A 24,937-nucleotide genomic window follows, 5' to 3' on the forward strand; every position below is an offset into this window, starting at 1 on the left:
GTCAGCGCTGCTGTTATCACAAGAACCCAGCCTGCGATCGATGCTCCGTCCTGGATCTCTGTCTGTTTGGACAAGCAAGATTGCATGGGAAGGCGTAGCACTGGAGAGCCTCTTAACGTAGATAAGCCAGCGTCACACCTGCACCACCATCGGTGCGGCTCGCCAACTCATAGCGTTCTACCTGAGGATGGTGCTGCAAGAACGTGTGCACACCCTGCCGCAGTTTTCCGGTGCCATGTCCATGAATGATCCACAGCACACCGCTATTGTAGGCTTGCGCGATCGCCTGTTCCATCATGGGTTCTGCATCAGCGACGCGACTACCGCGAATGTCGATCGTGTTTTGAGATGTGCGAATGACTGGAGTATCGAGTGGGGGGGGCTGGGTTTCGGGAGACGGAGCGTTTGAAGTTTTGAGTTTTGAGTTTTGAGTTTTGAGTTGATCTTGACCACTGACTGCTAACTGTTGACCGCTGACCGCTGACCGCTGACCGCTGACCGCTGGCTCCTGTCTCTTCGCTACTTTCTCCCCTGCCAAAGACTCGACATCATCCAATGGCACCGTCATTTTCATTAGCCCAAAGCGAACGGTGATTTCCTCATCATCATTGGGAGCTGTCAAGACTTCAGCCGTCTGCCCTAGTCGCGGCATGCGAACACGATCGCCCACTTGCGGGCGGAACCCTGGCTTTGGCGGTTTGGGTTGGCGGGACGGTAGCCGACGTTCGGCGAATTGATTCAGCGCATCGGTTGCCTGCTGTGCGGCTTGTGCTGAGGCTGGGCCTTGTTGCAACTGACGGATAACCTGGGCGATTTCACTTTTTGCCTCGGCGATCGCCGCCTGGACCGTCAGTTCTTGCGATCGCTGCAAGTCCTGTTCTCGCTCTTTGAGAGACGCCGCTTTGCGAGACAGTTCGCGATGGAGACGTTCGGCACTCTCCAGGAGTTGTGCCGCTTCGTGAGACTTGGTTTCCTGGCGACGACGCTGAGCTTCCAGTCCTGCAATCACCTGATTCACATCCTCCGAGGCACCGCCAACATAGGTTTGTGCTTGTTCCACAATCCCTGCATCCAATCCCAAACGACGGGCGATCGTCAATGCATTGGAGCGCCCAGGAATGCCCCACAGTAGACGATAGGTTGGCGAAAGCGAAACATCGTCAAACTCAACGGACGCATTTTCGAACCGTTCATCCTGATATTTCAGCGCTTTGAGTTCGCCAAAGTGAGTCGTCGCGATCGTCAAGCCAGCATGGTCTGCCAGGTAGTTAAGGATCGCGATCGCCAGCGCACTACCTTCAGTTGGATCAGTACCAGCGCCAACTTCGTCCAGGAGGACGAGGGCGTAAGGGGTGAGGGGTGAGGGGTGAGGGGTGAGGGAGTTTTGAATCTTGAGTGTTGAGTGTTGAGTTTCGAGTGCTAAGTTTGGAGTTTTGAGTTCCGAGACCTGAGTTAAGGACGAGGCTTCCTCATTTTCTTTCTCTTCTCTTTCTTCCCCTTCTTCCCACCCCTCTCTCCTCTCCCCTCTCTCCTCTCTCTCCTCTCTCTCCTCTCTCTCCTCTCTCTCCTCTCTCTCCTCTCCTGTCTCTCCCAACGCTTCCAAAATTCGACTAATCCGTCGAATGTGCCCCGAAAAGGTAGATAGGCTTTGCTCCAGCGATTGCTCGTCGCCGATGTCTGCCAATACCTGATCGAACCACGGCAGTTCGACGGGTTCGCGGGCAGGGATGAAGAGTCCGACTTTTGCCATCAACACGGCAAGACCGAGCGTTTTGAGCGTGACCGTTTTGCCACCTGTGTTGGGGCCCGTGATGGCGACGACGCGAATGTAGGGCTGAATGACAAGATCGATCGGCACGACGGGGCGTCCCTGCTCATGCTGCTGCTGCCAGATCAGGAGGGGATGGCGGAGGTGGCGGAGGACGATCGATTCGGGTGTGGGGTGTGGGGTGTGGGGTGTGGGGTGCTCATCTCGTGTGATGAAGCGGGGTGGATTGGCTTCGAGCCAGAGGCTATAGCGTGCGCGGGCGGTGGCAAGGTCGAGAGTGATGGCGATCGCCAGTAGCCGTTCCAAATCAGGCTTGACTGCAGCCACTTGATCGGTAAGGGCTTGGCGGACGGCTTCTTCTTCGACTTGTTCTTGGCGCTGTAATTGGCGCAGTTGGTTATTCAGGCTAACGGTAGCTTGCGGCTCGATATAGAGAGTGGCACCGCTCATGGAAGTGTCATGGACGATGCCAGGGATGGCGTCCTTTTGCGGTGCTTTGACGGGAATGACAAAGCGCCCTTCGCGTTGGGTAATCAGGTTTTCTTGAACGGCGTTGGCTTTGCGCTGCAAGATGCTTTGCAGGGTGCTATGGACGCGATCGCGCAATTGCTTTTGTTGCTCGCGAATGCCGCCCAGTTTGGGTGTGGCACGATCGGCAACTTGGGCGCGATCGTCAATGCAACGATGAATTTCTTGCTCTAGTTCGGGATAAGTGCGCAGATCTTCAATGAGCGCCTTTAACACCAATAAATCGGGCTGATTGTCGATGACTCGTCGCAACTGACGCATGCCTGCGAGGGTCGTCGCGATCGCCAACAGCTCTTCGCCCGACAATAAGCCTCGTCGTTCTGCCCGCTCTAGCGATTCGCCAATATCGGTGATGCCGTCAAACTTCAACCCGGTGGTGAGGCGATTTTCTAGCTCATACACTTCTTGCGTTTGGGCTAACAGGGTCAGCGTTTCGGCTTTTGTATCGGGAATGCGGAGACGACGCGATGCGATCGCGCCTAATTTAGTCGCTGCAAAAGTGGAGAGGTGCTGGCAAAGCCGCGACCATTCCAGAAGTTCAAGGGTTTCAGCTTGGATCAAATTGCATCAAACAGGTTACGCTCTCTTCATTTTAGGGAGTTCTCGGGCTCTACGACACACGCCCCAGCAAAAGAGTCAGTAGACGCTGGCTGACGGTACGTGAGTTGCATCACCAGCGGTTTGCCAGTGTATCACCACACGATCGCCGTCCCATCACCGATTGGGTGCCAATGTGTCACACGATCGGTGACGAACTGTCACACTAGCTTCCAAACCTGAACTTCATACTTAGTTCATCATCTTCAGGCAGGAACGGCAGCATGAGTCGGATTGACCAGGTTGTGCAAACGGCCATTTGTAGCGGCTATCTGACGACTGAAGCGGAGCAGCGGTTGTGTCAGTATTTTGATGGCAACTGCAACCTGCACGATATTATAGCTCTGACGATGCTACAACGGGCGTTGTCATCGGGGCAGGTGAAGCGCTTGTCGCAAGAGGAGACGCAACCCTGCGAAGTTTGAGCAAGGCGCTGATGTCTTCGTAACGGTTTGTAGGCTTGAATAGAATGCTAAAAGAGTCTGCTTTACGGATGAAACTCTTTAGCGTGATGTTCGCAGAGCCAGAGGTAATCGCCTTCAGGGGTCAGTATTTGCTTGAGGTTGCCCCATTGTTTACTGGGATCTTTCTGGTCGAGCAGTTGCCGCAAGGCACGCAAGGCCGCACCATCGATCGCGTCCAGTTTGCGATCGCCCTCTGGCAACGCATCGGCATAGTCTGCATCGGCGAAGCCTTTGCTGTCGGGCAGTTTTCCGGCAAGCTCTTTGGCAAAGTCAATGTCGCTTTTGAAGATGGTTTCGTAATCTTTGGCTTCCATGACACCCAGCCAGGGGCCGACTAAGGGCGTGGCGAATTTGAGAATTTTGACCATGCGACGGTAGTAGGGTGTCACCGTTTGCAACCATTTCTGGGGTTCGTCGATCGGGTACAGTCCGCAGGGTTGCTTGGGGTCAGTCGGGTCAATGGTGGGGTGCATATGACCGGGCATCTGGCAGTAGAGTTGCAGGTTGATGCGCTGCATCCCGATGTCTTTTGACCAGACTCTGCGATCGTCGGGGCGGAGTACAAAGAGGTTGGGACACTGCGATTCCAAAAATTTCTGCTGCTGTCGGAATTGTCTGAGAAATTGACTCTGTACCAGTTCCCGTAGCTCTGATTGACCATCCTGGATTTCATCTAAGCGAGCCAGGACGGCATCTTGCGTTGTCCAGTGCAGCCCAAACAGGAGTTTGGTCACAGAAATGTTTTCCAGGCAAGAGGGACATTCAATGCTTTCCTTCGGCTGTTCGCGTTCCAGTCGTTTAACCAGATTGGCGTAATCAAATTCGTGTAAGCAGTTTTCATGATTTGGGTCTGGACAGGGAATCAGGCGAGTGATTTGCAGACCGGGGTAACGGCGCAAGGTGAGTTCGATGCCTTCTTTGAGCAGGTCAAAGAAACTGTGGGGCATAGCACCGCGCACGGTGAGTTGCAGATACTCTGCATTCGTCTTGTCGTCGCGCCCAATTTTGGCGAGTGCCAGATGGGTTTGTTCGCGGTCTTGAAATAAGACACCCGTGCGCCAGTGGATGCCGCGTCGTTCGCCTTCTTCGATCGTAAAGCGATGCTGGCGGGCAATGAACCAGGTGGGAATGCCGGGAAGCACCTCACTGAGCTGGAACTTCATGATGATTTCTTTGCAATTCGGCTCTTGCTGTTTGCTCTGCCACAGCGATTCGTAGTTGGGTGGCTCAAACGGTAAGCGTTCGACGATAAGGCTGATGTCTTTGTTCTCCAGCGTGCGGTAGGAGAGGTCAAAGCGTTCCATCAGGCGCAAAAAGTGATCGCGCATGGGGGCATCCAGGTCGCGCCAGAGCTGCTCCATGCAGGCACGGGTGAAGATGCCGTTGCGCTGCGTGACTTCCTCGGCTTCCAATACTTTGCTGATGTGTTCGGTTACCCACTGAGGTTTGAAGATAACCAGATCGTTGAGTTCGTCGTTGTCTTGAAAGAAGAGAATTTCGCCTAATTCATGCAGCCAGGTTGCCAGCACTCGTTGACTGGTAGGCGCGACTTTATGTTTATTCATCACGCCCCAAAACTTCTGCGGTGTAGTGTGACGCATCTGAGAGTTTCGCAAGGCGTTGGCAAAGTTAAGCCAGGTAGTGGGCCAGCGTTCACCCATCAGGGGAAGCTGCGCGGCGGCATTGGTGATTGCCTGTCGTAGTGCCTCAATTCCCGTTCCTGCTTGATTGCTGATTTCCCACTGCCCGATGATTTCTGGGAACTGTTGTTGCAAATCGCTCAGGGGCAGGTCGGCATCGCGTTCATCAATGTGGGTTGCCACTAAAAGAATCGGCGAATCAGGTGCGTTAGCGCGAATGGTCTTGAGCCAGTAGATGAGTTTGCCCTGTTCCCATCCCAAACGGGCATTCCATGCCAGCAGAAACAAGGAACGATTGGTGAGAAAGAACTGGTGGGTCGCGTGATAAATCTCCTGTCCGCCAAAGTCCCAGGTATTAAGCTGCATGGTGACATCGGCTTCGCTGGGATGGGAGAGCGAGAGACTGCCAATGGCAATGCCGCGCGTGGTCGATTCCTGTTTGTCAAACGGTTGCCCATTGAGTGCTCGCAGCAGAGACGTTTTGCCCACACCTCCTTCACCCACTATCAGCAGCTTAGAAACCCATTTTCTTTCACTACCTTTTAGTAATTGGCGACAGTAGGTAACGATTGCTTTCGTTCCCTGATCAACAATCTCTGGCTGCGGCGAAGTAAGTGGATTGCCTGTTAGCTCTAAGCCTGGTGACCCATACGGAAATTCTTTTAATTCAGTTAGATAACCAACCTCCGGAGGCAATACAGTCAATTGGTTGTTCCCTAAAGTTAACGATATCAACTTAGTTAATTTGCATAGCTCTAGGGGTAATTTAGTTAATTTATTATCTTGAATGTGTAACCTTTTTAGGTTTCTAAGTAATTCAATCTCTTTTGGAAGAGTCGTCAATGACAGGTTAAATGCCCATAAGCTAGTTAGATTGTTTAGATGAAAGATTTGAGCAGGTAAATAGTTGAAGCAATTGCCTCCAATCCCTAATTCCTTTAGGTTCTTTAGATTGCCAAATCTAAGAGGTAGATCTACGAGACGATTATTATTCAATTTAAGCTCAACAAGGGCTTTTAACTGCTCAATTTCAGCGGGAAGATTCACCAATTGATTATCCCTAATTTCTAGCTTCTCAAGCTTAATCAGTTTGCTTATTTCGGGAGGTATTAAAGTTAATTTATTGTGATCAAGATTAAGCCTTTTCAGATTAGTGAGTTGCCAAAGTTCTGCTGGCAGCGCCGTTAAATTTTGACCTGAGAGATCAAGGACAGTCTCTTTTGTCCGTGCAGCGTGTTTAATTCGTTCAAGGAGTTCTGCCTGGTTCATGAACTGGGGCTTGGGGGGAGGGGGTGTGGGTTGTAGGGTAAAAGCGTGTGCTTCCTGCAACGATAACAGCGCTACTTTATGCCCATACCCGTTGAATCGTATAGGCATCAAACTGTTTGTCTTGACTGATGACGATCAACGAGTGGGTCATAACTTGTGCAATCAGCATTCGGTCGAATAGTCCTTGAAGTCTTCTAACGGCTCATCAAAGTTATCCGCAAGCCAAATTTTTCCTTTCCAGATGCCAAGCCCGCCTCGCTTCGCAGGTTTTTCCGCTTGAATATCTAGCGCATCAGGCGTTGAATGGCTTTCGATCAAGGCTTTTGCATAGTGCAAGAGGTCTTGCTTAAGAGGCTCTGGCATCTGGGCAATCGTTTGTAAAATCTCTGTGTCTGTCGTCATTTTCTCTTTAACGCTGCATTATTTCAGTACGGTCAGAAAAAAGTTCGGTTGAGTCTATGGTAATTGGGAATCAAGTGTGAAGTGGAACGACGATCGCGCTTCCTGTAACGGTAACAGCGCGATCGCTCCTGTCCATCTAGCAACCAGGGAGCGATCGCCAACGCCAGACCTTATGATTGAGGTGAACCGCTTCACTCAATCTTGCTAACGCTATGGTGGATGCCCTACGAACGTCTCGACTTCAGCAGGCGATCGATGTTGCACTCATCATGACTCACGGGCATTCAGATTCGCTCTCTAACACCCAAAAAGGAGAAAGTTAGTTGCTTTATAAAGTGCCTTTAGTGCTTTCACCACAGTCGGAAGGGGGCTTTACAGTGACATCACCACTGCTGCCAGAACTGGTTACAGAGGGTGAAACGGTCGAGGAGGCATTGGCAAACGTCCGTGATGCATTGGCGGCTGTTGTGGAAGCCTATGAAGATTTAGGGCGACACTTGCCGCTCAATATGCAGGTTGCAGACGCTGAAAATGCTCTCTGGCTGGAAACCGTTGTGACTGCCCCATGAAGTATCGCGATGTCACTCGCAAGCTAAAAGTACTGGGCTGTGAGGAGTTGCCTCGACGTGGGGGCGGCTCTCACCGTAAATGGTTGAATCCAGAGACACAGCAAGCGACTGTACTGCCAGATTGGGGTAGCCGTGATCTCAAACTTGGCACCGTGCGGGCTGCCATTCGACAGTTAGGCATTGATTGGAGTGCGTTTGACGGTGCATAGCGCCACTGCTTGTAAAAATAGCTTCATTGGATCAAAGCGTTGGAGCTGATTGACTGACAAACGATCTTCGCGTAGCGATTGTCATCGCCTGCAATGCGATTGCAACACCCCACAACGGCATTGTTACCCTGCACGATAGTAACGAAGCGCAATCCGTCGGCTTGAAGAAAAAATCCGATCGCAAACGCCCTACACGCCAAAAAGCCGCGATCACGTGAGCCACTTTCTGATGAGGCGATCGTCATCTTTCATCTTGCTCAGGCAGTGACAGCGCGAGCTGGTAGAGCTGACGCCGGGGTAATGCAGTTTGCTGTGCCAGTTGACGGCTGGCATCCGATCGCGACAGACCTTGCTTCAAAAGATTTTGCAGTTCGGTTTTAAGGGTTGCTTCAGAGAGCACAGGCTGAGTAGCGTCTGCTCCAGCCACCACTACCGTAAATTCGCCCTGTGGTTCGTGACTGCTGTAGTGCGCGATCGCCGCTGCCACCGTGCCACGCCAAATCTCCTCATACCGTTTGGTCAATTCCCGCGCCAGCACAATTTGACGGTCTGCTCCCAAAAGCAGAAGATCTTGCAACGTTTGTCGTATCCGATGGGGCGCTTCGTAAAAAATCAGCGTTCGAGGCTCCGTCTGCAACACCTCTAGATGGGCACGACGGGCTTGCGATTTAGCGGGTAGGAAACCTTCAAAAATAAACCGATCGCACGGCAAACCAGATGCAATTAAAGCGGCGATCGCGGCACTCGGCCCCGGAATGGGCACCACAGAAATATCCGCCTCCGCGCAAGCTTTCACCAGTTCATAGCCAGGGTCAGAAATACCCGGCATCCCCGCATCCGTCACCAGCGCAATGCTTTTTCCCTGCTGCAATCGTTCTAGTAGCTCTGTTGTGCGACTATACCGATTGTGATCGTGATAGCTAATTTGGGGGGTGCCTACCTGAAAATGATGCAGCAGCTTGCCTGTATGGCGCGTATCCTCAGCAGCAATCAAATCCACCGTTTGCAGAATCCGCACGGCTCGAAAGGTCATGTCTTCTAGATTACCGATCGGTGTGCCGACGAGATAGAGCGTTCCGGGCATGGGAGGTGAGGAGTGAGGGGTGAGGGGTGAGGGGTGAGTAGCGCTTTGCGCCGACAAGCTAGAGAGTTTTGAGTTAGTTTTATCGCTGACCGCTGACCGCTGACCGCTGACCGCTGACTGCTGACTGCTGACCAACCACTAACTACTGACCAATGTCCCAACTTCAATCCCATCGGGGACTTTTCATCGGTGTTGTGACGCTCGATCTCATCTATCTGGTCGATCGCCCACCGTTGGCTAATGAAAAACTCGCTGCTTCTGACTATACGGTGTCAGCGGGGGGGCCGGCGACGAATGCGGCTGTTGCGTTTAGTCATTTGGGTAACGAGGCGATCGTGATGGGTGTGCTGGGCATGCATCCAATGGCGCAGTTGATTCTGACCGATCTTCAGCAATATGGGGTGACACTCAACGATCTAAGTCCGACTCTTGCGACTCCGCCGCCCGTCTCCTCCATCATGGTGACAGAAAAAACAGGCGACCGAGCAGTCGTCTCGTTGAATGCAGTGAGAGCCCAGGCGAGTGCCAACATCCCTGCCAACAGCTTGCAGGATGTGGCTGTCATCCTCATCGACGGGCACCAAATGGCGGTGGGACGAACGATCGCAATGGAGGCACGATCGCGCGGAATTCCGGTTGTCATTGATGGCGGTAGCTGGAAACCGGGTTTTGAAACAGTGCTGCCTCTGGCTGACTATGTGATCTGTTCCGCCAACTTTCACCCTCCCCACTGCCAAAGCCCGCAAGACGTGGCGGCGTACCTGTTAAATTTAGGCGTTCCCCATATCGCCATTACGCAAGGGCAGCAACCCATTCAGTACTGGACAGTAACCTCAGCGGGACACATCGACGTGCCCATTGTTACCGTGGTCGATACACTAGGAGCGGGAGATATCTTTCATGGTGCGTTCTGCCACGCCATTCTGCGAGAAGATTTTAGAGACGCACTGGCGATCGCTGCCAACATCGCGGCTCAGTCCTGCCAATACTTTGGTACCCGCCGCTGGATGGAGGAAGGAAGAGGAGAGAGTTTTGAGTGAATTGAGGAGTCAGCAGTCAGCAGTCAGTGGCCAGCGGTCAGCGGTCAGCGGTCAGCAGTCAGCAGTCAGCAGTCAGCGATAAAACTAACTCAAAACTCTCTAGCGTAGCGGCGCAAAGCGCTACTCAAAACTCAAAACTCAAAACTCAAAACTCAAAACTTCTTACCCTTCCCTCACCCCTCTCGGAGACTGCCCAATTTGAACCACTTGCACGCTGCGGAATTACAGGAACTATTGACGATCGCCCGTAGCATTGGCTGGGGTGCTGCCGATATCTTGCTCAACGTTCAGCATTTAGATCTCAACGTTCAGGACTCAGGTGATGGCCCCGTTACGGCTGCCGATACGGCCGTTGATGCCTATATCCTCAACAATCTGCACGCTAGTTTGGGGAGGCGTGAGTTTGCGTATTTAACAGAAGAAACGTATAAAACACAGCCCCTGGAGGAACGGTTGTCGAAGCCGTTGGTCTGGGTTATTGACCCGCTTGATGGCACAAAAGATTTCATCAAGGGCACCGGAGAATATGCCGTTCATATTGCGTTGCTAGAGGACGATCGACCCGTGCTGGCAGTGGTGGCTTGTCCAGCCGCTGGGACGCTTTACTTTGCCACGTTGGGCGGCGGCACCTTTGTTGAGCGGCAACACGAAACACCAGTACCAATCCATGTCTCGCAACGAAAACAGTTGGCAGAACTGACGATCGTTGCCAGCCGTAGCCATCGAGATGAGCGCTTGAACCAACTGTTGCAACGCTTCCCTGTACAACAACAGCGATCGCGTGGGAGTGTGGGTGGCAAAATCGCCGCGATTCTAGAACAACAGGCAGATATCTACCTTTCGCTCTCTGGTACGTCTGCTCCTAAAGATTGGGATTTGGCGGCACCGGAGTTAATCCTGACGGAGGCCGGAGGGCGCTTCACCCATTTTGATGGCTCGTTGCTGCACTACAACCAGGAGGATGTCAGCCAATGGGGTGGTCTGGTTGCCAGCAATGGGCACTGCCACGACCAGTTATGTGCTGAGGCAGTAAGGCTTTTGGCCGCGATCGATGCTCCGTAGCGATACTGTACCGAAACACCTCTAAGGAGCGTGGATTAAATAACATCGGTCATTCTCACGTAAGGGCTTAGCCTTCGGCAGGGTTGCCTTCGGCTACGGCAAGCGCTTTTACCCGAATGCTAAGCCCCTACAAAATTGTCGGTTTGATTAAATTCTCATTCCTAAGCTTGACGATGAGCAATGACTGCATAGAAGGGATCGCCACCACCCATACCAAAGAGCTGCATGATGCCGGGTGCTTGTGATTGTCGCGCCACGACTTCCGGCTTGGTGAATCCCGGCACTGACGTAAAATAACCTTCAACAAGTCTCACACGATCGCCCTCAGAGCCATCACGCCAGGCCTGAATCGCCTTTTGATAAAACATTCGGTTTGAGAAGCTGATGATGGCAACGCCACCGGGCTTGAGCACGCGGTGAATCTCGCTAAAAATGGCTTCGGGATATTGCATGTACTGCACAGAAACCGTATTCAGCACCGCATCAAAGGATTGATCATCTAGCGGCAGCGTCGGTTCCTGGTTCAAGTTCTGCACAAAGTAATGATCTAGCCGAGGGTTGCGCGCAAGTTCTTCACCATTGAGCCCATGCCCTTCGACGTGCGTAAACGCGATCGCCTCTGGTAAATGTGATACCCAGCTACTCATCAGATCCAGAACGCGCATGTCTGGCTGCAACCGTTCCTGATAGAGATCGGTCAACTGCTGGATAAAGCCTTCATCAACATGGGTGACAAAACGCGGTTGCCCATAGAAGAAGCTATCGTTTGTATCGTCAAGTTTGGCGCGCTGTTCGGGGCGTAGCAGCATGGTTTGTAGACAAGCGATTTGGATGAGGGGTTGACCTTGGATTATAAAGATATGTTAACAAAGTCCAGCCCGATCGCGCATCTCCAGACCTCTGAGGTCTAGCCCCCTGAATCCCCCTACTCGATCGGCCCCTGCGCGTTTGCCTGATGCTGCTTGGGATTGTCACAGCTTGTTCTTCCCTGGTGTTTGTGAAGTGTCTCTAGTTAGAGCTGTTTCAATCTGCGAGCAAGCTTTTGTCCGGAGCGTCTCAAAAGTTGCTGATCAGTGTCATAGCCATTGTTTTAGTGCCTGGGTTCGATCGTGCCACCAAGAGTACAACTCAAACCACATCTGACAGCTAGCGAAATCAAACACCTTTATCGGCATGCGCAGGACAAGATCGAAGCGCGTCGGTGGCACCTGGTACATCTGGTGGCGCAGCAATGGACGGTGAGACAAGCAGCGCAACTCATTGGGATGAACTATGACTATGCCAAGGAAATCATTGGCCGCTACAACCAACAAGGCCCTTTAGGCGTCAAAAACCGCAGTCAGCAAGGGCAACCGTCTCCACGATCGCTCCTTACGCCAGAACAACAGCAGGAACTCAAACAAGCACTTCAAGCAGCCTCACCAGACGGTGAACGCTGGACGGGGCCTAAAGTTGCCCGTTGGATCGCAGCGAAAACGGGTAAACAAGTCTGGGCACAACGTGGCTGGGATTACTTGCAACGGTTAAAAGATGAAGAGGATGCTTGTGATTGAGCAAAGGACGGGGTGCGATTAGCAAAAGGCGTAAACGGTGCAAGCGGCTTCAGCGAGACAAGTAAGGATTGTGGATTAAATAAAATCGACGCATTATTTGCAGGTAGGGGCGCATGGCCCTGCGCTCCTACGGGAAACGCCGGAGTGATTAAATTCTTGTTCCTACGGTTAGTATGGCAATCTGCTACTGCCATACTAACCGTAGGAACCTGGAGAGGCTCTGCGCGTCTACTCTACGAATAGGGAATTTTTGACCGTACGGCCTTGAGCCCGGTCAAATCTCGCTGTAGTTGTAGCTAACCAAAAGGCTAAAGAGTATGAGTATAACGAAGGTTTTGGGATTGCTGGGTGTTGCAATGACGGCCGCCATGACCGTGGTGGCACTACCCGCGATGGCACAAAGAGTCTGTATTGAGTCAGAGACAAACGGCAGAATCGTTTGTGGCAGAGTCATCAATGATGCTCGGTATAACAACCGTGATGACGATCGCACCATCGATCGCTATGGCAACCGTGATAGGGATGTTAACAACTTTGATGAACGCTTCTATTTAACGGCTTACCCAGATGTGAAAGCAGCAGTTGCACGGGGACAGTTTAGAGATGGCTACGCGCATTATCAAAAGGCTGGGCGCTTTGAAGGCCGCTTTCCACGCTTTAATGAAGCTAGCTACTTAGCCAAAAATCCAGATGTCGCAGAAGCGGTGAGACGCAGAAGTATCCGTAGTGGCTATGAGCACTGGGTGAAAGTGGGTCGCTTTGAGAATCGCCAACTTTAAGCAAATTGCTGTAGGGATGCGGCAGTCTTGCCTACAGCAATTTAAATGACGGGTGATTGTATTTACGATCCTTGTTCTACCCTCACTCACATGACAAACCAATTTGGCTTTTTGGAACTTGGAGAGTAGCATGGCATCTATGCATGCGGTTTGAAGACTCCATGCGGTACTGCTGCTTATTTTTTGAGTATGACTAGAGACCCAGGAATGCCTCACCGTAAGCCGTTGGGACGATCGCCAAAACCTAGAAAGGATGGAACGCGGCCTCAACCAGCAGGGTCTCATGCTATCCCTGTCTCTTCAGTATCGCAATCGCGGGCTCAGGCAAAAGGGGCAGACCTACCGGCTCGATCGCGTCCTGTGCCACCGCCACCGCCCAAACCAAACCAACAGCCGTCGCACCGATCAGTCAATCGATCGGGTAGTGATGAACCTGTGTTGGACACTTCGAAGACTCCCCGGCCACCACGTCGATGGCTAGGATGGCTATATAGCTGGAAATTTTGGCTCCTAGCAACGGGTTTTGGCTGTGTCGGCACAGGCGCGCTGGCGTTAGCGCTGTTGCTTCAATTGCCAGGCTTACCCAACTGCCCAGCCATTTTTTGGCCCCTGGCTTCGGCGTCGTTGCGCTTTGAATGTGCACGCCTGGCAGCCAGTAAACAGACCTCAAACGATTTGCTGGAGGCGATCGCGTTGATCGATTCTCTGCCTCCAGACCACCCGCTGCGGGATGAGGCCGATCGACTAGTCGAGCTATGGTCGCTGGAGGTCTTGAAGCTGGCAGAAGCAGATTTCAACGCTGGCAAGCTGAATGAGGCGATCGCGGCCGCACGGCGGCTTTCGCCTAAAGTTTCTGGCTACAAGCTGGTGGAAGAACGAGTGCAGCGCTGGCAAACCATTTGGTCTAAGGCCGAAACCATCTATCGCAAAGCAGAAGAGTCATTGCGAGACCTCGATTGGCGACAGGCTTTTTCTTATGCGGTGCGGCTGCTGGATATCGATAATAATTTCTGGCAGACGACGAAGTACAACGAACTCACGGGCAAAATTAACGGTTCGCGGGACGATGGTAATACGCTAGGCAAAGCGCAACGCCTAGCCGATCAGGGTGGACTCACCAACTTGCTAGAAGCCATCAAGCTGGCGCAGTCGATTAACCCAAATAGCTATGTCCATCAAGCGGCTCAGAAGGCGATCGGAGAGTTTGGGCAAAAGATGCTTGATTTGGCACAGGTGATGCTCGATCGGCGCGATTTGCAGGGAGCGTTGAATGTGTTGAACAAGATTCCTGACATCGCCAATTTGAACGAGCACGTGAAGGATCTGACGGTGCTGGCAAACGCCCAGTCTCAAGTCTGGCTAAACACGGTGCCTGACCTCGAAGAAGCCATTGCTCAGGCACAACGCATTCGCCCCGATCGACCGCTCTATCGCAGAGCACAGCAGCTGATTGTCCGTTGGCAACTTGAAATTGAGGCGATCGCGCAACTCGAAAAGGCGCGTATTATCTCGCAACCCGGCACCATTAGCGACCTCTCTGCAGCGATCGCAGAAGCCTCCACCATTTCCCGTTCCAACCCACGCTGGAATGAGGTGCAGAAACAGATCCAGAGTTGGACAGCGCAAATTCAAACCATTGAAGACCGTCCTATTCTCGATCAGGCAGAGCAAATAGCAGCGCAGGGTGATCCCACGTCCTTACAAGCCGCTGTTGCCCAGGCAAACCAAATCACTCAGGGACGAGCACTTTACAAAGAAGCTCAGGGTAAAGCCCGTACCTGGACAGGGCAGATTCAGCAAATTCAGGATCAGCCGTATCTCGATCGTGCGCGCGAATTTGCTAGCGCTGGCGATCTGACCGCAGCGATTCGAACGGCAGAACAAATTGGGGCTGGTCGATCGCTCTATGCCGATGCTCAGGTAGACGTAAAGCAATGGCGCAGTCAGCTACGCAACCAGGAACTGCAGGCACAAGCACAGCAAAATCTTCAGACTGCTCGTCAGTTAGCAAATTCAGGTTCTCCAGACGGCTTGGCGAATGCAATCAGAACTGCCGATCAGGTGCCAGCGGATAGTGCCCTGCGATCGGAGGCTGATCATGCCATTACCGAATGGAGTACGCAACTCCTACAGGTAGCGAGAAGTCAAGCCGTCTACGATTTGCCAGGAGCGATCGCAATTGCTCAAAAGATTCCTTCGCGCTCTGGCATCTACGCTGAAGCCCAGCAAGAAATCCAGGCCTGGAAACGGGCGATCGGGCAATAGTTTTTTACGTAGTCGGCGGTGAGTCTCTGCAGCCATGACCTTCCTTGCCAGTAATCGAGGTTCAGTCAAGGAAAGTCATGTCCACAAATCATCCCAGATTAAATGATGCAACTAAAGCCAAATGGCCTTAATAAGGGGAGTCAACCACACCGCTAGAACTGGGAGCAGCCACGTCGACACGAGTCTCAGTCGCCGACTTGACGAAACCAGCATACGCTTCCATGCCATGTTCGCCAATATCCAAACCTTGCAGTTCTTCCTCCGGTGATACTCGAATGCCCAGCGTTACCTTCAGTGCCAACAAGAAGAGCGTGGAAAGTACCACTGTGATGAGACCAACCAACGCAGCACCTACGAATTGAGTCCAAAGCTGCTCAAGTCCACCCCCTAAAAACAGACCCGCTTTCGGCCCAAGCCCTTCGGCATACAGCTCTGTGCCAAATTTGGTGACACCAGGACCGGTCGCAAACAGACCGACCGCTAATGTCCCCCATACACCATTGACCAGATGAACCGAAACAGCTCCCACCGGATCATCAACCTTGTTCTTGTCGAAGAACAAGACGGCATAAACTACCAGCACACCACCAATGGCACCAATAATCGCCGCAGCCCAGACCGGCACGAAAGCACAGGCGGCGGTAACTGCAACCAAGCCGGCCAGAATACCATTGATCACCATCGAGAGGTCGGGCTTGCCCAAGAGCAACCAGGCTGTAATGGTCGCCGCCAAGCCACCACAGGCCGCCGCGATATTCGTGGTCATAGCAATGTGTGCAATCAGTGAGCTCACACCCATCGTCGAACCCGGGTTGAACCCGAACCAACCGAGCCAGAGGATTAAACAGCCGAGAGTAGCGATCGACAAATTGTGCCCTGGAAACGCATTGGCGGTGCCATCGCTGTTGTACTTCCCAATGCGAGGGCCCAGCAGTGCCGCACTCATCAAGGCTGCCCAACCGCCGACTGAATGCACCACTGTGGAACCCGCAAAGTCCCAGAAACCAGCGCCTGCTAGCAAACCGCCACCCCAAACCATGTGACCTGTAATGGGGTACGCGATGCCCACCAGCAGCAAGCTGAAAATCAGAAAATCAACAAACTTGATTCGCTCTGCTACAGCACCCGAGACGATCGTGGCAGCCGTACCCGCAAAGACAAGCTGGAAGAAAAACTTCGCGAGCAACGGTACACCAGCCCAGCCGATGGCTTTGTAAGCACCCTGGTAAGCATCACCCGTCAGCGGGCTATTGTCCGCACCTGACAGGAAAAACAGACCTTCAGTGCCAAAAAACGGATTGCCATTGCCAAACATCAACCCCCAACCCAAGATCCAGAAGGCGATCGTAGACAAGGCAAACACAATTAAGTTTTTGGCGAGTACATTAACGGCGTTTTTCTGACGGCAAAACCCGGTTTCCAACATGCAGAAACCGGCATTCATGAAAAACACCAGCATGGCAGCGATCATGACCCACATGGTGTCCAGTACCACTTTCAGGCCACCGACGCTCTCAGCCACAGCTTCTAGCGTGGGCGCTTGAGCAGAAGCCGCGACACTCCAACCGACGACGATGAGCAGCGCTAGGGGAATACAAGCTTGCCAACTGGGCGCCAACCGTTTGCTAAGCCACTCAGGCGACAGCCAATGGCGATCGAGGCGGAGCGATTTTAAATGCATAGACAAGCGGCGGCGCCTCGGTTTCGATCGCGGCTTCAGCAAAAGTTTAGACATACTTCTCAGCTTCCTCAGGTGAATGAAAACAGACATTAGCGGCAAGAACGCCAGCTAAAGCAAACCAAATAACTGCTCATAGATATCCACTTGCGCAATAATCTATGAGTTCCGTTAATTAGGAGTCAAAAAATCGCCCAGGTTAAATTCACTTGACGGTTTTATAAGACTGGAATAACGCTCATTCAATCATTGCTAGTGCCAGGTTCTATCTGTCCATTCCATCAATCCACCAACAGTAATTCTGTATCGCGGGTTACGGCTGTCCAGACTGATTTACCGCAGCTAATCATAAAGAACGGTCAATTGTCAGCGCCCAAGGCACAGGTCTGGCAAGACCAAAGGGTTTCCCAGAGGGTATCCTTAGCCTTTGTTCTGCTCTACACCCTTTTCTTAATAGAGCGATAGGACTTCGCAAACATCCTTGATCGGTTTTTGTGGTGTTTAATTCCGGCTCATGATGGAACAGAGGCTGATGCATTGAATCACCAACAGCTGTTCCATTATCTTTCTTGCCTTATTAATCGATGCATCAGTCGTTGTTTACTGGCTACTGTCCGATCGCTGGCTCTTCTACAGGACGCACAATCGTTGCGTCTTGAGTGACTTGGGGTTTAAAGATCGCTTGCAAGGCTCCTTCCAACGTGGGTGACATGACAATGCGATTTTCGTAGGCAACAATTACCCGTACCAGCGTGGGTAGACTGTTTTGAGTGGCTTCCAGGTAAAGTGGTTCCACATACAGCAACGATCGTTCGATCGGCACGATGAGCAAATTGCCCTGGATGGCTCGCGAACCCTGACGATTCCAGAGGGCAATCTGTTGGGAAATCACCGGGTCTTGATTAATGCGCGCTTCAATTTGTTCGGGGCCATAGATGAGTCGCTCTTTCGGGAAGGTATACAGCAACAATTTGCCATAGTTCTCACCGTCCGATCGCGCGGCCAGCCAGGCAACCAGATTGGTTCGTTGGCGTGGAGTGTAGGGCAGCAGCAAAATGAACTCTTCAAACGGCACAGCAGGCAGACTGGTGATCAGGTAATACGGCTCGACTGGTCGAGGTTCACTGCCATACACTTCATTGGGGATTTGCCACTGGTCTTCCCGGTTGTAAAACACCTGTGGATCGGTCATGTGATACGTCATCAGCCGTTCCGATTGCAGCTTAAAAAAATCGACGGGATAGCGCATGTGGCTCCGCAAGGCGGCTGGCATTGCGTTGAGCGGTTGGAACAACCCAGGCAAGATTTTTGACCAGGTTGTAATGATGGGATCACTTGGATCAGCCACATAAAAATCGACGGAACCATGATAAGCATCAATCACAACTTTGACCGCGTTGCGAATATAGTTGATGCCTTCAGTGCCAGAGTCAGCATAAGGATAGCGATCGCTGGTCGTGTAAGCGTCCACAATCCAATAAAGATAATTCTGATCGGTCTCTCCTGGTTTAGGCACATTGGCTGTCACCAGATAAGGATCACTGTCGTAGCGCAGAAAAGGCGCGATCGCCTGCACCCGATGCTTGATGTTGCGTCGGAACAAAACCTTTGTCTTTGGCAAAAAATCGCGAGTAAACAAAAGCTGCCAATCACGCAGGTAAACTGCAAACAAGCCTCGCCGCCACCAAGAACCCATGTTGATGCCACCACGGCCATCGTAGACGTTGTAGGTGTTGTCACTACCGCTAGGAAAATCCAACTCCTGCGTCAGGGTTTGCGTCATCACATAGGTATTAGCAATCTCACCGTAATAGAGACGGGGTTGCCCAATGGGAATGCTGTCACGGATCGCAGGGCTAGAGGTCGTTAGTGCCCCAGCGTCACTAGCCGTAATGTCTTTGACAAAATATTCTGGTAAGCCACCAGCACCCACAATATTTACGGGACTCAGGGTAAAGCCATAGCCATGTGTATAAATGAGATGGCGGTTCACCCAGGTTTGTGCTTCCTGGGGGACAGCACTGTAGTCCAGCTCACGCGCGGCAATCAAGACTTGTCGTTGTTCAGTTGGAGTCGCGGGACTAGGTGCTGGACGCTTCTGGGGCGTTGCAGATGGACGAGCAGGCACATCGGTTTGCAAGGTGTAACGATCGATATCCGCGTCGGGAAAGCGGTAGTAGGGGCGAATCTGCTGGAGTTGCCGATTGGTTTCCAGTAGCGGGCGTTGATCCCACAGACGGATATTGCGCACAGTCAGTTCATTGGCGGTGAGGTCGGCTTCTGTCAATTGCCCCTGCGGATCAAAGTTGCTGGCATCAATCACTTCCAAATCAAAAGCCTGACGGGTCAGCGCGATCGTGCGCTCGATAAAGGGGCGCTCCCGCGCGAGTTCATTCGGCTGCACCACCAAAGATTGAATGATTTCAGGAACAACAACGCTGGCAACAAGCAGCGTGCCAAACAGACCGAAACCAAGCTTAACCCAGTGCCAATGGGTGGCTTTCGGTTGCCAGAAAAGGGTGTACCACAAGAGAACGAGTGCGATCGCTAGTGCAAACACGCTTAAGGCCGTATAAGCGGGCAGTTGAGCCACAACATCGGTGTAACTGGCACCAAAACTGACTCCACGCGGTGAATACAACAATTCATAGCGACTGAGCCAAAAACTTAACGCCATGACACCCATCAAGCCGCTGCCAACTCCATAGAGGTGTCGCTGCTGCGCTGATGAAAACCCCGGAAAGCTTCCCTGGCTAAGGCTATTGCCTGACAACAAATACGTCAGTAACACTGCAATAAACCCATAGAGAAAGAGCCCAAAGAGCCATTGTTCTAACAATTCCCAAAACGGTAAGGCGAAAATGTAGAAACTAATATCGCGTCCGAATAAGGGATCGGTGCTATCGAATGAGGTGGGATGTAAAAATTGCAGGACGACGGCCCATTGTTTTGAACACAACCACCCAAATAAGAGGCTGAGCGTCACGGCGATCGCGCTTAGCCCAAAGTGAGGATAGATGAGCAGGGGGATTGCAAGGCCCCAGACTCCACCTAGCAGCCAGACCAGGTCACTCCTCTGTGTGATCGCCTGCCAGAGAATTTTAGGATTGAGGCGAGACACAAACGGGCCGGAAAGTGTTGCCCCATGCTGCCAGTAGTGGACGGCAAGCTGCCCATAAGACAGCAGTAAAAACCCCACCAGCAGGCTTAGTCCCAGAGTGAGAGGGAGAAGCGATCGGAACCATAACGTCGCCTTTGATGGAGTAGACGATGGAGAAGACTGCGATCGCTCTACTTTGTAGGGGGACAATAACCCTTTTTTGCGCTCCTGGCCGTAGCCAACCGCCGTCGAAGTAGAAGAGTACTTGAAACGCTGCGCTAACGCCAGATTACCCAGCAAGTAAACTGCCGTTAACCCCGCCACCACCATTAGAAGTACCAGTCGCACCTGGAATTTGAGTTGGAAGACTGAGAGGTAAGCGACCTCCTGAAACCAGAGTAGCTCGGCTCCTAAACGGCAGACCAGATCAAGTAGTAGCCCCACTCCCAGAAGCACGATAGAGAGTTGAAATAGCCGTTTTCCGATCACAGGAGTTAAGCAGTCAACTACGGATGAACAATGGTTTCAACCATACAACATTGTCTATTCAACTGTTAACTTTATCAAACAGGGCATCAATGGCTTGCGAGACCAACCCCGACCGGGCAGAATCCTGGGGTTTCCTCCTCAAGTCATCTTGTCTCTGGTCTCTCTTTCGTTCCTGGTTCCGCCCCCATCGCGGCGTCTCGCAGGAAAAGCTACTGTTATATCTCGGCTTTTTTGAGTGTGTTCACAATGCTAAAAAGCGTGGTAAAGCCCTGCTTGACTGACAAAACTAAGAAGCTGGAATGCGGTTAAGGGCAGTGAATTCTGCTGTTTAGGCTGGGGTTAAGCCGTGCTGCCCAGCTCAATCTTCTTCAATAGGACGCAGCGATCGCAAAATAATCCAGCTCAGAATGAATAGCCACACGGCAACCAGCAGATAGGCCACAAGCAACGTCTTTTGGGTTTCTGCCTGTACCTGAATCAAGTAAGCTTCGGTGAAATCAACTCTGATACCGCCAACAATCTGCCCTGCTGAGTTTTTGATCGGGCCAGAGGCTGAGATCCAATGACCCAGTTCATCTTCATAGGGAGTCATAATCACCGTTATTTTGTCGTCAAACACCTTGCGCTCTGAGTGTTCGGCTTTAAAGGGCTCCAAAAAATCAGTGGTTTCACGACCGATCGCAATGCTTCTCGAAAGGTCTCCAATCCACATAATTTTGCCGGGCGATCCCACCTTATAAGTCCGAGGAATGGCATTGGGAAAGACGGTATGGAGATCGGTCAACCACTTCTGATGCTCTTGATAAAGTGGGTTATCGATTGGAGTACTTCCTTTCGGCACATAGAGGTCTGCTAAAGCCGCAAAGTGATCGCCATTAGTGCCGAATCTCCCTGCTTGAAGCGCCTGCACCATTTCTTTTTGGATACGCTCTAAAGCCTCGTTGAGGCGAAACTGGTAAAACCAACTGCCGCCTGCCACAGATAGGACAATATTGGCCAGAAGCGTGGTCAGCAAAACGGTTCGTCGTGCTTTTCTACGGGCACTGACCCTGGCGACCTCAGTATCTCGACTAGCCTTAATGTACTGGACGTGCGCGTTGGTTGGCAGCGGTTCTTTGCCCATGCGCTTGATTAACCACTGCTGCGCTTCTTCCAGATCAAGCCCGCGCAGCAAAGAGCTTGGATTTTTTGCCTTTCCTTGCCATTCCAGAGCACGCACCAGCAAGCGTGTATGCATACGTACATATTCCAGATCGGTGTCGATCGCCTTCATTAATTCCTGAAAAGCTTCATTAAAGTCGTCTGCTTCCCGGAAAAAGAGCCAGTTGTGACTAGACAACTTAAAATGAACTTGCTTCTGATCAAAGCCTTCCCGGTACACAATAGGCAAAAAGCGCTTATTGCACGCGGCTGCATATTCAATTTCCTCCCGACAAACGGATGATTTAACAGAGTCAGGGCTCATGATAAAGACAAACGTGTGAGCGTTCTCAATACCGCGCTGAATCGCCTTCCACCATTCTTCTCCTTTCTGAATATCTTCCCAATCAACCCACGGATCATGGTTCAATTGCTTAAACGCGGCACTTAATGTCCTCACAAAGGACTGATCTTTGCGGGAATAGGAGATAAACACGTCGCTGCCAGCCTCGTGAAGTATGGCGGTTTGAAGTTGTTTAGCTGTCTGAATAGTAGAAGCATTCATTGCTTTCAAATCTCTATAGTTTGCGTTCCCGTCTTCAAGATGGCGCTCTGTTAATCGCTAAAGCGATGCCGTTAGTCAGGCTGCTTAAACCAGCGGCAAACTAGCTTGCCTTGAAAGGTTTCCCATCTCGCATATAAACCGCGATTGCTGAAGAGACTGCTGGCAATAGGCGATTGCGTGGTTTGGTGGCTTTGGTTCGTTTGTGTGGTTTGAGCTGATGAGTTTGTTTGCGTGGTTTTCATGATGAATATCTCCAGGGGGCAAAAGGTTTAGTAAAGAAGGCTTCACCCATCCACCCAAGGATTACGCGGTTATTTCTGTGATCTTTTCGCGGCTTGGCTGTGATGCATCAATAGCAACCGTGTGATGCTTATCACGCCCCAAGCGGAAATAACCCGATTCATGTTTCCTGACTTCATCATCGAGCCTTTCCACCACATGAGTGACCTTAGCCTGTTGGTTCAAGATCATCAGGTCACCTTTGAAGGCTAATTTTGCGCCTCTGCTAGAAGGCAACCCAAATAGCTCAAATACGCGACTTTCAACTGCACCACCTATTTCTTGAATGTGCTTAAGGGTATAAGCCCAACCACCATTAAGATTCCGTACATTTTTAATGTAAGGGCGTTTTGAAGAATCGCATTCATCAAGCTCCTTGTAAGGGGTGAAGGTGGTGAGAAAGGCGGCGGTGGCAGTGGCTCGATGATTGCTTCGATCTCGGTCACTTCTTCATCCCGCAAGCTAAAAAGCTGTTGGAGTCGCTGTAGTCCACGGCGATCGCCCTCAGTCAGGGAATACTGCTTGGCTAGCGCGCCTTCAAACACGGTGCTTGAGGCCGGCGTGTTCGCCCATTTTGCCCAGGCCATGAGTCCGGTGCCCAAACCGCTAGCTGCTGAAGCTGGACTGAGCCAACAACTGCTGAACCACCCCGGTTGGCTCCTGCGGGGACAAGTAGTTGACAACCGAGATAATCGCTAAAGCCCCTCACAGAAAATGATTTTGTCTCCGTTATAATCAGAGTGCCTTCACAGAAAGACATATATGAGCAGCGCTGTAGTTTCGACCGAACAATTACTGCAACAGTTACACTGGCGCTACGCCACCAAAAAGTTTGATCCAACCAAGAAGATTGCGGAAGACGTTTGGCAAGCTCTAGTAGAGAGCTTAATCCTTACCCCCTCTTCGTTTGGCTTGCAGCCCTGGAAGTTTTTTGTTATCACGAATCCGGCGATCCGTCAGCAGTTAGTCGAGCATAGCTGGGGACAAACTCAGGTAGCCGATGCATCTCATCTCGTCGTGCTGGCGTTCAAAAAGGATTTGAATACCGCCGATGTCGATCGCTACATGCAAAATATTTCCCATGTGCGGCAGGTGCCGGTCGAGAACTTGCAGGGGTTTGCCAAGGTGATCAACGGCTTTTTGGAAAAGCCGCCCTATCCCCTTGACATCGATGAATGGTCAAAGCGGCAGGTTTACATTGCGCTGGGGCAGTTCATGACTAGTGCCGCTCTGTTGGGTATTGATACCTGCCCAATGGAAGGGTTCAACCCACCGAAATACGATGAGATTCTAGGATTGGCAGAGCAAGGCTATGCCTCTGTTGTTGCCTGTCCGGCTGGCTATCGTGCAGAGGATGACAAGAGTGCCGCTCAGGCGAAAGTTCGCTACCCAGCTCAAGACCTGGTGCAGTACGTTTAGGAATGCCACTTGGCTTCAGATCCTGAATTTCTTCAGCTCCCCGCTTTCTTCGACTCGACTTTAGCCAATCAGAATGAGAACGCGAGCAGTGGAAGCAACTGTTCGCGTTCTGCGTCAAGGCGTCAAACCGGAGTTGGGTTCAGTGTCGGTCGGAGAAGCCGGGAGTGCCCAAGGGAGACCCGCACGACCGCCCACAGATCGGAGAAGCTGTGATCGTTTCCCGTGATCAGTGGCAGTTTGAGGTGTCAGCCCCCGTTGAGATCGGTTAGTCTGGCTAGGAAACACGGATGTTAAACGTTAAAGTTTGATGACAATGCAGTCAAACCTGATTGTGCATCCGTCTTTAGAAGCTCGTTAAGCCGTCGATGGAGGCCCTACACTTGCAGCATGAATCTAAGGTTTTCTCAAGATCTTGAAGCGTTGCTAACCCTCCTGGGAGAGAAACCATTGACGCTGGGCGACATTTTGACCGAAACCTCAGAGCGGGGCTTCAGTCTCGTGATTGGGTTGCTGGCATTGCCCTTCCTACTGCCGATGCCACCGGGTTTTGCCGGTCCGCTGGGGCTAGGTTGCTTGATTTTAGGAGCGCAGATGGCGATCGGGCGGCGATCGCCCTGGTTACCCAAACGCATTGCGCAGTTTCAGTTTCCGAATTGGCTGGTGTTGAACCTGCTAAACCTGCTCCGACGCATCACTGGAGTGCTGGAAAAGCTAGCACGACCACGCTTGCGGCAACTTGCTGAGAGCCATTACATCTGGCGGTTGAATGGCGTTTGCATTGCCTGGTTAGCATTTTTGCTGATGCTCCCAATCCCCTTTACCAACCCCATTCCGACGGCTGGAATCTTGCTGCTGGCAGTTGCCACGCTGGAAGAAGATGGCTTGCTGATGTGCATTGCTTACGGATTGACGATCGCCATTACGTTGGCGGTGGCGGGGATTGGCTATGCGCTCTGGCAATCGCCCGGCTTCTTTCAGGATTTGTTGGGGTGACGCGAGAAGCGAGAGAAGCAAGAAACCGGGTTTCTAGGGTGACAC

The 24,937-nt window shown here is 51.9% G+C and carries 22 protein-coding genes and 1 pseudogene; 11 read left to right on the plus strand and 12 right to left on the minus strand.

Annotated features, from left to right (window positions below; genetic code table 11):
• Positions 1–112: 112 nt before the first annotated feature.
• Entirely contained in the window at positions 113–2,857 is a 2,745-nt protein-coding gene (locus tag C7B82_RS11405; protein WP_106256412.1) for an endonuclease MutS2, read from the minus strand.
• A gap of 260 nt (positions 2,858–3,117) precedes the next feature.
• Between C7B82_RS11405 and C7B82_RS11410 the strand changes: the two genes are divergently transcribed.
• Positions 3,118–3,318 (plus strand): hypothetical protein, encoded by a 201-nt coding sequence (locus tag C7B82_RS11410; RefSeq protein WP_106256413.1) that lies wholly within the window; start codon positions 3,118–3,120, stop codon positions 3,316–3,318.
• Between the two features lie 62 nt (positions 3,319–3,380).
• Here the strand turns inward: C7B82_RS11410 and C7B82_RS11415 are convergent, their stop codons facing one another.
• The 3 genes and pseudogenes from C7B82_RS11415 to vapB form a co-directional block, all read right to left on the minus strand.
• Positions 3,381–5,702, minus strand: coding sequence for a COR domain-containing protein (locus C7B82_RS11415; RefSeq protein ID WP_245939838.1), 2,322 nt, complete (start codon positions 5,700–5,702; stop codon positions 3,381–3,383).
• A 168-nt stretch (positions 5,703–5,870) separates the two neighbouring features.
• Positions 5,871–6,374, minus strand: a pseudogene (locus tag C7B82_RS34650) (leucine-rich repeat domain-containing protein); the annotation flags it as partial.
• 54 nt (positions 6,375–6,428) lie between these two features.
• Entirely contained in the window at positions 6,429–6,668 is a 240-nt protein-coding gene (vapB, locus tag C7B82_RS11425; RefSeq protein ID WP_106256415.1) for a type II toxin-antitoxin system VapB family antitoxin, read from the minus strand.
• 76 nt (positions 6,669–6,744) lie between these two features.
• On the opposite strand from vapB, the gene C7B82_RS34260 reads away from it, so the two are divergent.
• From C7B82_RS34260 to C7B82_RS11435, 3 genes are all read left to right on the plus strand, one after another.
• Positions 6,745–6,876: a hypothetical protein gene (locus C7B82_RS34260; RefSeq protein WP_281258964.1), complete on the plus strand. Its 132-nt coding sequence runs from the start codon at positions 6,745–6,747 to the stop codon at positions 6,874–6,876.
• Positions 6,877–6,991: 115 nt separating this feature from the next.
• The gene (locus C7B82_RS11430) at positions 6,992–7,237 is read left to right on the plus strand and encodes a type II toxin-antitoxin system HicB family antitoxin (protein WP_106256416.1); all 246 of its coding nucleotides are present in this window, start codon (positions 6,992–6,994) and stop codon (positions 7,235–7,237) included.
• A complete protein-coding gene (locus C7B82_RS11435) occupies positions 7,234–7,446 on the plus strand; it encodes a type II toxin-antitoxin system HicA family toxin (RefSeq protein ID WP_106256417.1) in 213 nt (70 codons plus the stop codon). The genes C7B82_RS11430 and C7B82_RS11435 overlap by 4 nt, the downstream gene beginning before the upstream one ends.
• Before the next feature lie 241 nt (positions 7,447–7,687).
• Here the strand turns inward: C7B82_RS11435 and rsmI are convergent, their stop codons facing one another.
• Positions 7,688–8,665 (minus strand): 16S rRNA (cytidine(1402)-2'-O)-methyltransferase, encoded by a 978-nt coding sequence (rsmI, locus tag C7B82_RS11445; protein WP_339375280.1) that lies wholly within the window; start codon positions 8,663–8,665, stop codon positions 7,688–7,690.
• A gap of 17 nt (positions 8,666–8,682) precedes the next feature.
• Here rsmI and C7B82_RS11455 point away from each other — a divergent pair, with 17 nt between their 5' ends.
• Both C7B82_RS11455 and C7B82_RS11460 read left to right on the plus strand, forming a co-directional pair.
• Positions 8,683–9,570, plus strand: a complete 888-nt coding sequence (locus C7B82_RS11455) for a PfkB family carbohydrate kinase (protein WP_106256421.1) — start codon at positions 8,683–8,685, stop codon at positions 9,568–9,570.
• A gap of 198 nt (positions 9,571–9,768) precedes the next feature.
• Entirely contained in the window at positions 9,769–10,632 is an 864-nt protein-coding gene (locus C7B82_RS11460; protein ID WP_245939839.1) for a 3'(2'),5'-bisphosphate nucleotidase CysQ family protein, read from the plus strand.
• 161 nt (positions 10,633–10,793) lie between these two features.
• Here the strand turns inward: C7B82_RS11460 and C7B82_RS11465 are convergent, their stop codons facing one another.
• The gene (locus C7B82_RS11465; protein ID WP_106256422.1) at positions 10,794–11,441 is read right to left on the minus strand and encodes a class I SAM-dependent methyltransferase; all 648 of its coding nucleotides are present in this window, start codon (positions 11,439–11,441) and stop codon (positions 10,794–10,796) included.
• Positions 11,442–11,741: 300 nt separating this feature from the next.
• Here C7B82_RS11465 and C7B82_RS11470 point away from each other — a divergent pair, with 300 nt between their 5' ends.
• From C7B82_RS11470 to C7B82_RS11480, 3 genes are all read left to right on the plus strand, one after another.
• Positions 11,742–12,185, plus strand: a complete 444-nt coding sequence (locus tag C7B82_RS11470; RefSeq protein WP_106256423.1) for a helix-turn-helix domain-containing protein — start codon at positions 11,742–11,744, stop codon at positions 12,183–12,185.
• Positions 12,186–12,502: 317 nt separating this feature from the next.
• Positions 12,503–12,964 carry a hypothetical protein gene (locus C7B82_RS11475; RefSeq protein ID WP_146141137.1) on the plus strand — a complete coding sequence of 154 codons (462 nt, stop codon included), beginning with the start codon at positions 12,503–12,505 and terminating at the stop codon, positions 12,962–12,964.
• Positions 12,965–13,153: 189 nt separating this feature from the next.
• The gene (locus tag C7B82_RS11480; RefSeq protein WP_146141138.1) at positions 13,154–15,229 is read left to right on the plus strand and encodes a chromosome segregation ATPase; all 2,076 of its coding nucleotides are present in this window, start codon (positions 13,154–13,156) and stop codon (positions 15,227–15,229) included.
• A 127-nt stretch (positions 15,230–15,356) separates the two neighbouring features.
• Here the strand turns inward: C7B82_RS11480 and C7B82_RS11485 are convergent, their stop codons facing one another.
• The 6 genes from C7B82_RS11485 to C7B82_RS11505 all read right to left on the minus strand — a co-directional run bounded on the left by C7B82_RS11485 (position 15,357) and on the right by C7B82_RS11505 (position 23,082).
• Complete coding sequence (locus C7B82_RS11485; RefSeq protein WP_181357454.1) at positions 15,357–16,964, minus strand: ammonium transporter; 1,608 nt, start codon at positions 16,962–16,964, stop codon at positions 15,357–15,359.
• 550 nt (positions 16,965–17,514) lie between these two features.
• Complete coding sequence (locus C7B82_RS11490) at positions 17,515–20,496, minus strand: UPF0182 family protein (RefSeq protein WP_106256426.1); 2,982 nt, start codon at positions 20,494–20,496, stop codon at positions 17,515–17,517.
• A 358-nt stretch (positions 20,497–20,854) separates the two neighbouring features.
• Positions 20,855–22,201, minus strand: coding sequence for a toll/interleukin-1 receptor domain-containing protein (locus C7B82_RS11500; RefSeq protein ID WP_106256427.1), 1,347 nt, complete (start codon positions 22,199–22,201; stop codon positions 20,855–20,857).
• A gap of 71 nt (positions 22,202–22,272) precedes the next feature.
• On the minus strand, positions 22,273–22,443 hold the full coding sequence (locus C7B82_RS32230; RefSeq protein ID WP_181357455.1) for a hypothetical protein: 171 nt from the start codon (positions 22,441–22,443) through the stop codon (positions 22,273–22,275).
• A gap of 61 nt (positions 22,444–22,504) precedes the next feature.
• Positions 22,505–22,672, minus strand: coding sequence for a hypothetical protein (locus tag C7B82_RS32235; protein WP_219904289.1), 168 nt, complete (start codon positions 22,670–22,672; stop codon positions 22,505–22,507).
• Between the two features lie 83 nt (positions 22,673–22,755).
• On the minus strand, positions 22,756–23,082 hold the full coding sequence (locus C7B82_RS11505) for a hypothetical protein (RefSeq protein WP_146141139.1): 327 nt from the start codon (positions 23,080–23,082) through the stop codon (positions 22,756–22,758).
• A 160-nt stretch (positions 23,083–23,242) separates the two neighbouring features.
• Between C7B82_RS11505 and C7B82_RS11510 the strand changes: the two genes are divergently transcribed.
• A complete protein-coding gene (locus C7B82_RS11510) occupies positions 23,243–23,899 on the plus strand; it encodes an NAD(P)H-dependent oxidoreductase (RefSeq protein WP_106256429.1) in 657 nt (218 codons plus the stop codon).
• A gap of 387 nt (positions 23,900–24,286) precedes the next feature.
• A complete protein-coding gene (locus C7B82_RS11515) occupies positions 24,287–24,892 on the plus strand; it encodes an exopolysaccharide biosynthesis protein (RefSeq protein ID WP_106256430.1) in 606 nt (201 codons plus the stop codon).
• Positions 24,893–24,937: the final 45 nt, after the last annotated feature.

Origin of the sequence: Stenomitos frigidus ULC18 (genome assembly GCF_003003795.1) — a bacterium.
GTDB lineage: Bacteria > Cyanobacteriota > Cyanobacteriia > Leptolyngbyales > Leptolyngbyaceae > Stenomitos > Stenomitos frigidus_A.

Coding starts and splice junctions, on each gene's coding strand:
- C7B82_RS11410 (WP_106256413.1), top strand. CDS start 3,118: ATGAGTCGGATTGACCAGGTTGTGCAAACGGCCATTTGTAGCGGCTAT.
- vapB (WP_106256415.1), bottom strand. CDS start 6,668: ATGACGACAGACACAGAGATTTTACAAACGATTGCCCAGATGCCAGAG.
- C7B82_RS11435 (WP_106256417.1), top strand. CDS start 7,234: ATGAAGTATCGCGATGTCACTCGCAAGCTAAAAGTACTGGGCTGTGAG.
- C7B82_RS11455 (WP_106256421.1), top strand. CDS start 8,683: ATGTCCCAACTTCAATCCCATCGGGGACTTTTCATCGGTGTTGTGACG.
- C7B82_RS11465 (WP_106256422.1), bottom strand. CDS start 11,441: ATGCTGCTACGCCCCGAACAGCGCGCCAAACTTGACGATACAAACGAT.
- C7B82_RS11475 (WP_146141137.1), top strand. CDS start 12,503: ATGAGTATAACGAAGGTTTTGGGATTGCTGGGTGTTGCAATGACGGCC.
- C7B82_RS11480 (WP_146141138.1), top strand. CDS start 13,154: ATGACTAGAGACCCAGGAATGCCTCACCGTAAGCCGTTGGGACGATCG.
- C7B82_RS11485 (WP_181357454.1), bottom strand. CDS start 16,964: ATGTCTAAACTTTTGCTGAAGCCGCGATCGAAACCGAGGCGCCGCCGC.
- C7B82_RS11500 (WP_106256427.1), bottom strand. CDS start 22,201: ATGAATGCTTCTACTATTCAGACAGCTAAACAACTTCAAACCGCCATA.
- C7B82_RS32230 (WP_181357455.1), bottom strand. CDS start 22,443: ATGAAAACCACGCAAACAAACTCATCAGCTCAAACCACACAAACGAAC.
- C7B82_RS32235 (WP_219904289.1), bottom strand. CDS start 22,672: ATGATCTTGAACCAACAGGCTAAGGTCACTCATGTGGTGGAAAGGCTC.
- C7B82_RS11510 (WP_106256429.1), top strand. CDS start 23,243: ATGAGCAGCGCTGTAGTTTCGACCGAACAATTACTGCAACAGTTACAC.
- C7B82_RS11515 (WP_106256430.1), top strand. CDS start 24,287: ATGAATCTAAGGTTTTCTCAAGATCTTGAAGCGTTGCTAACCCTCCTG.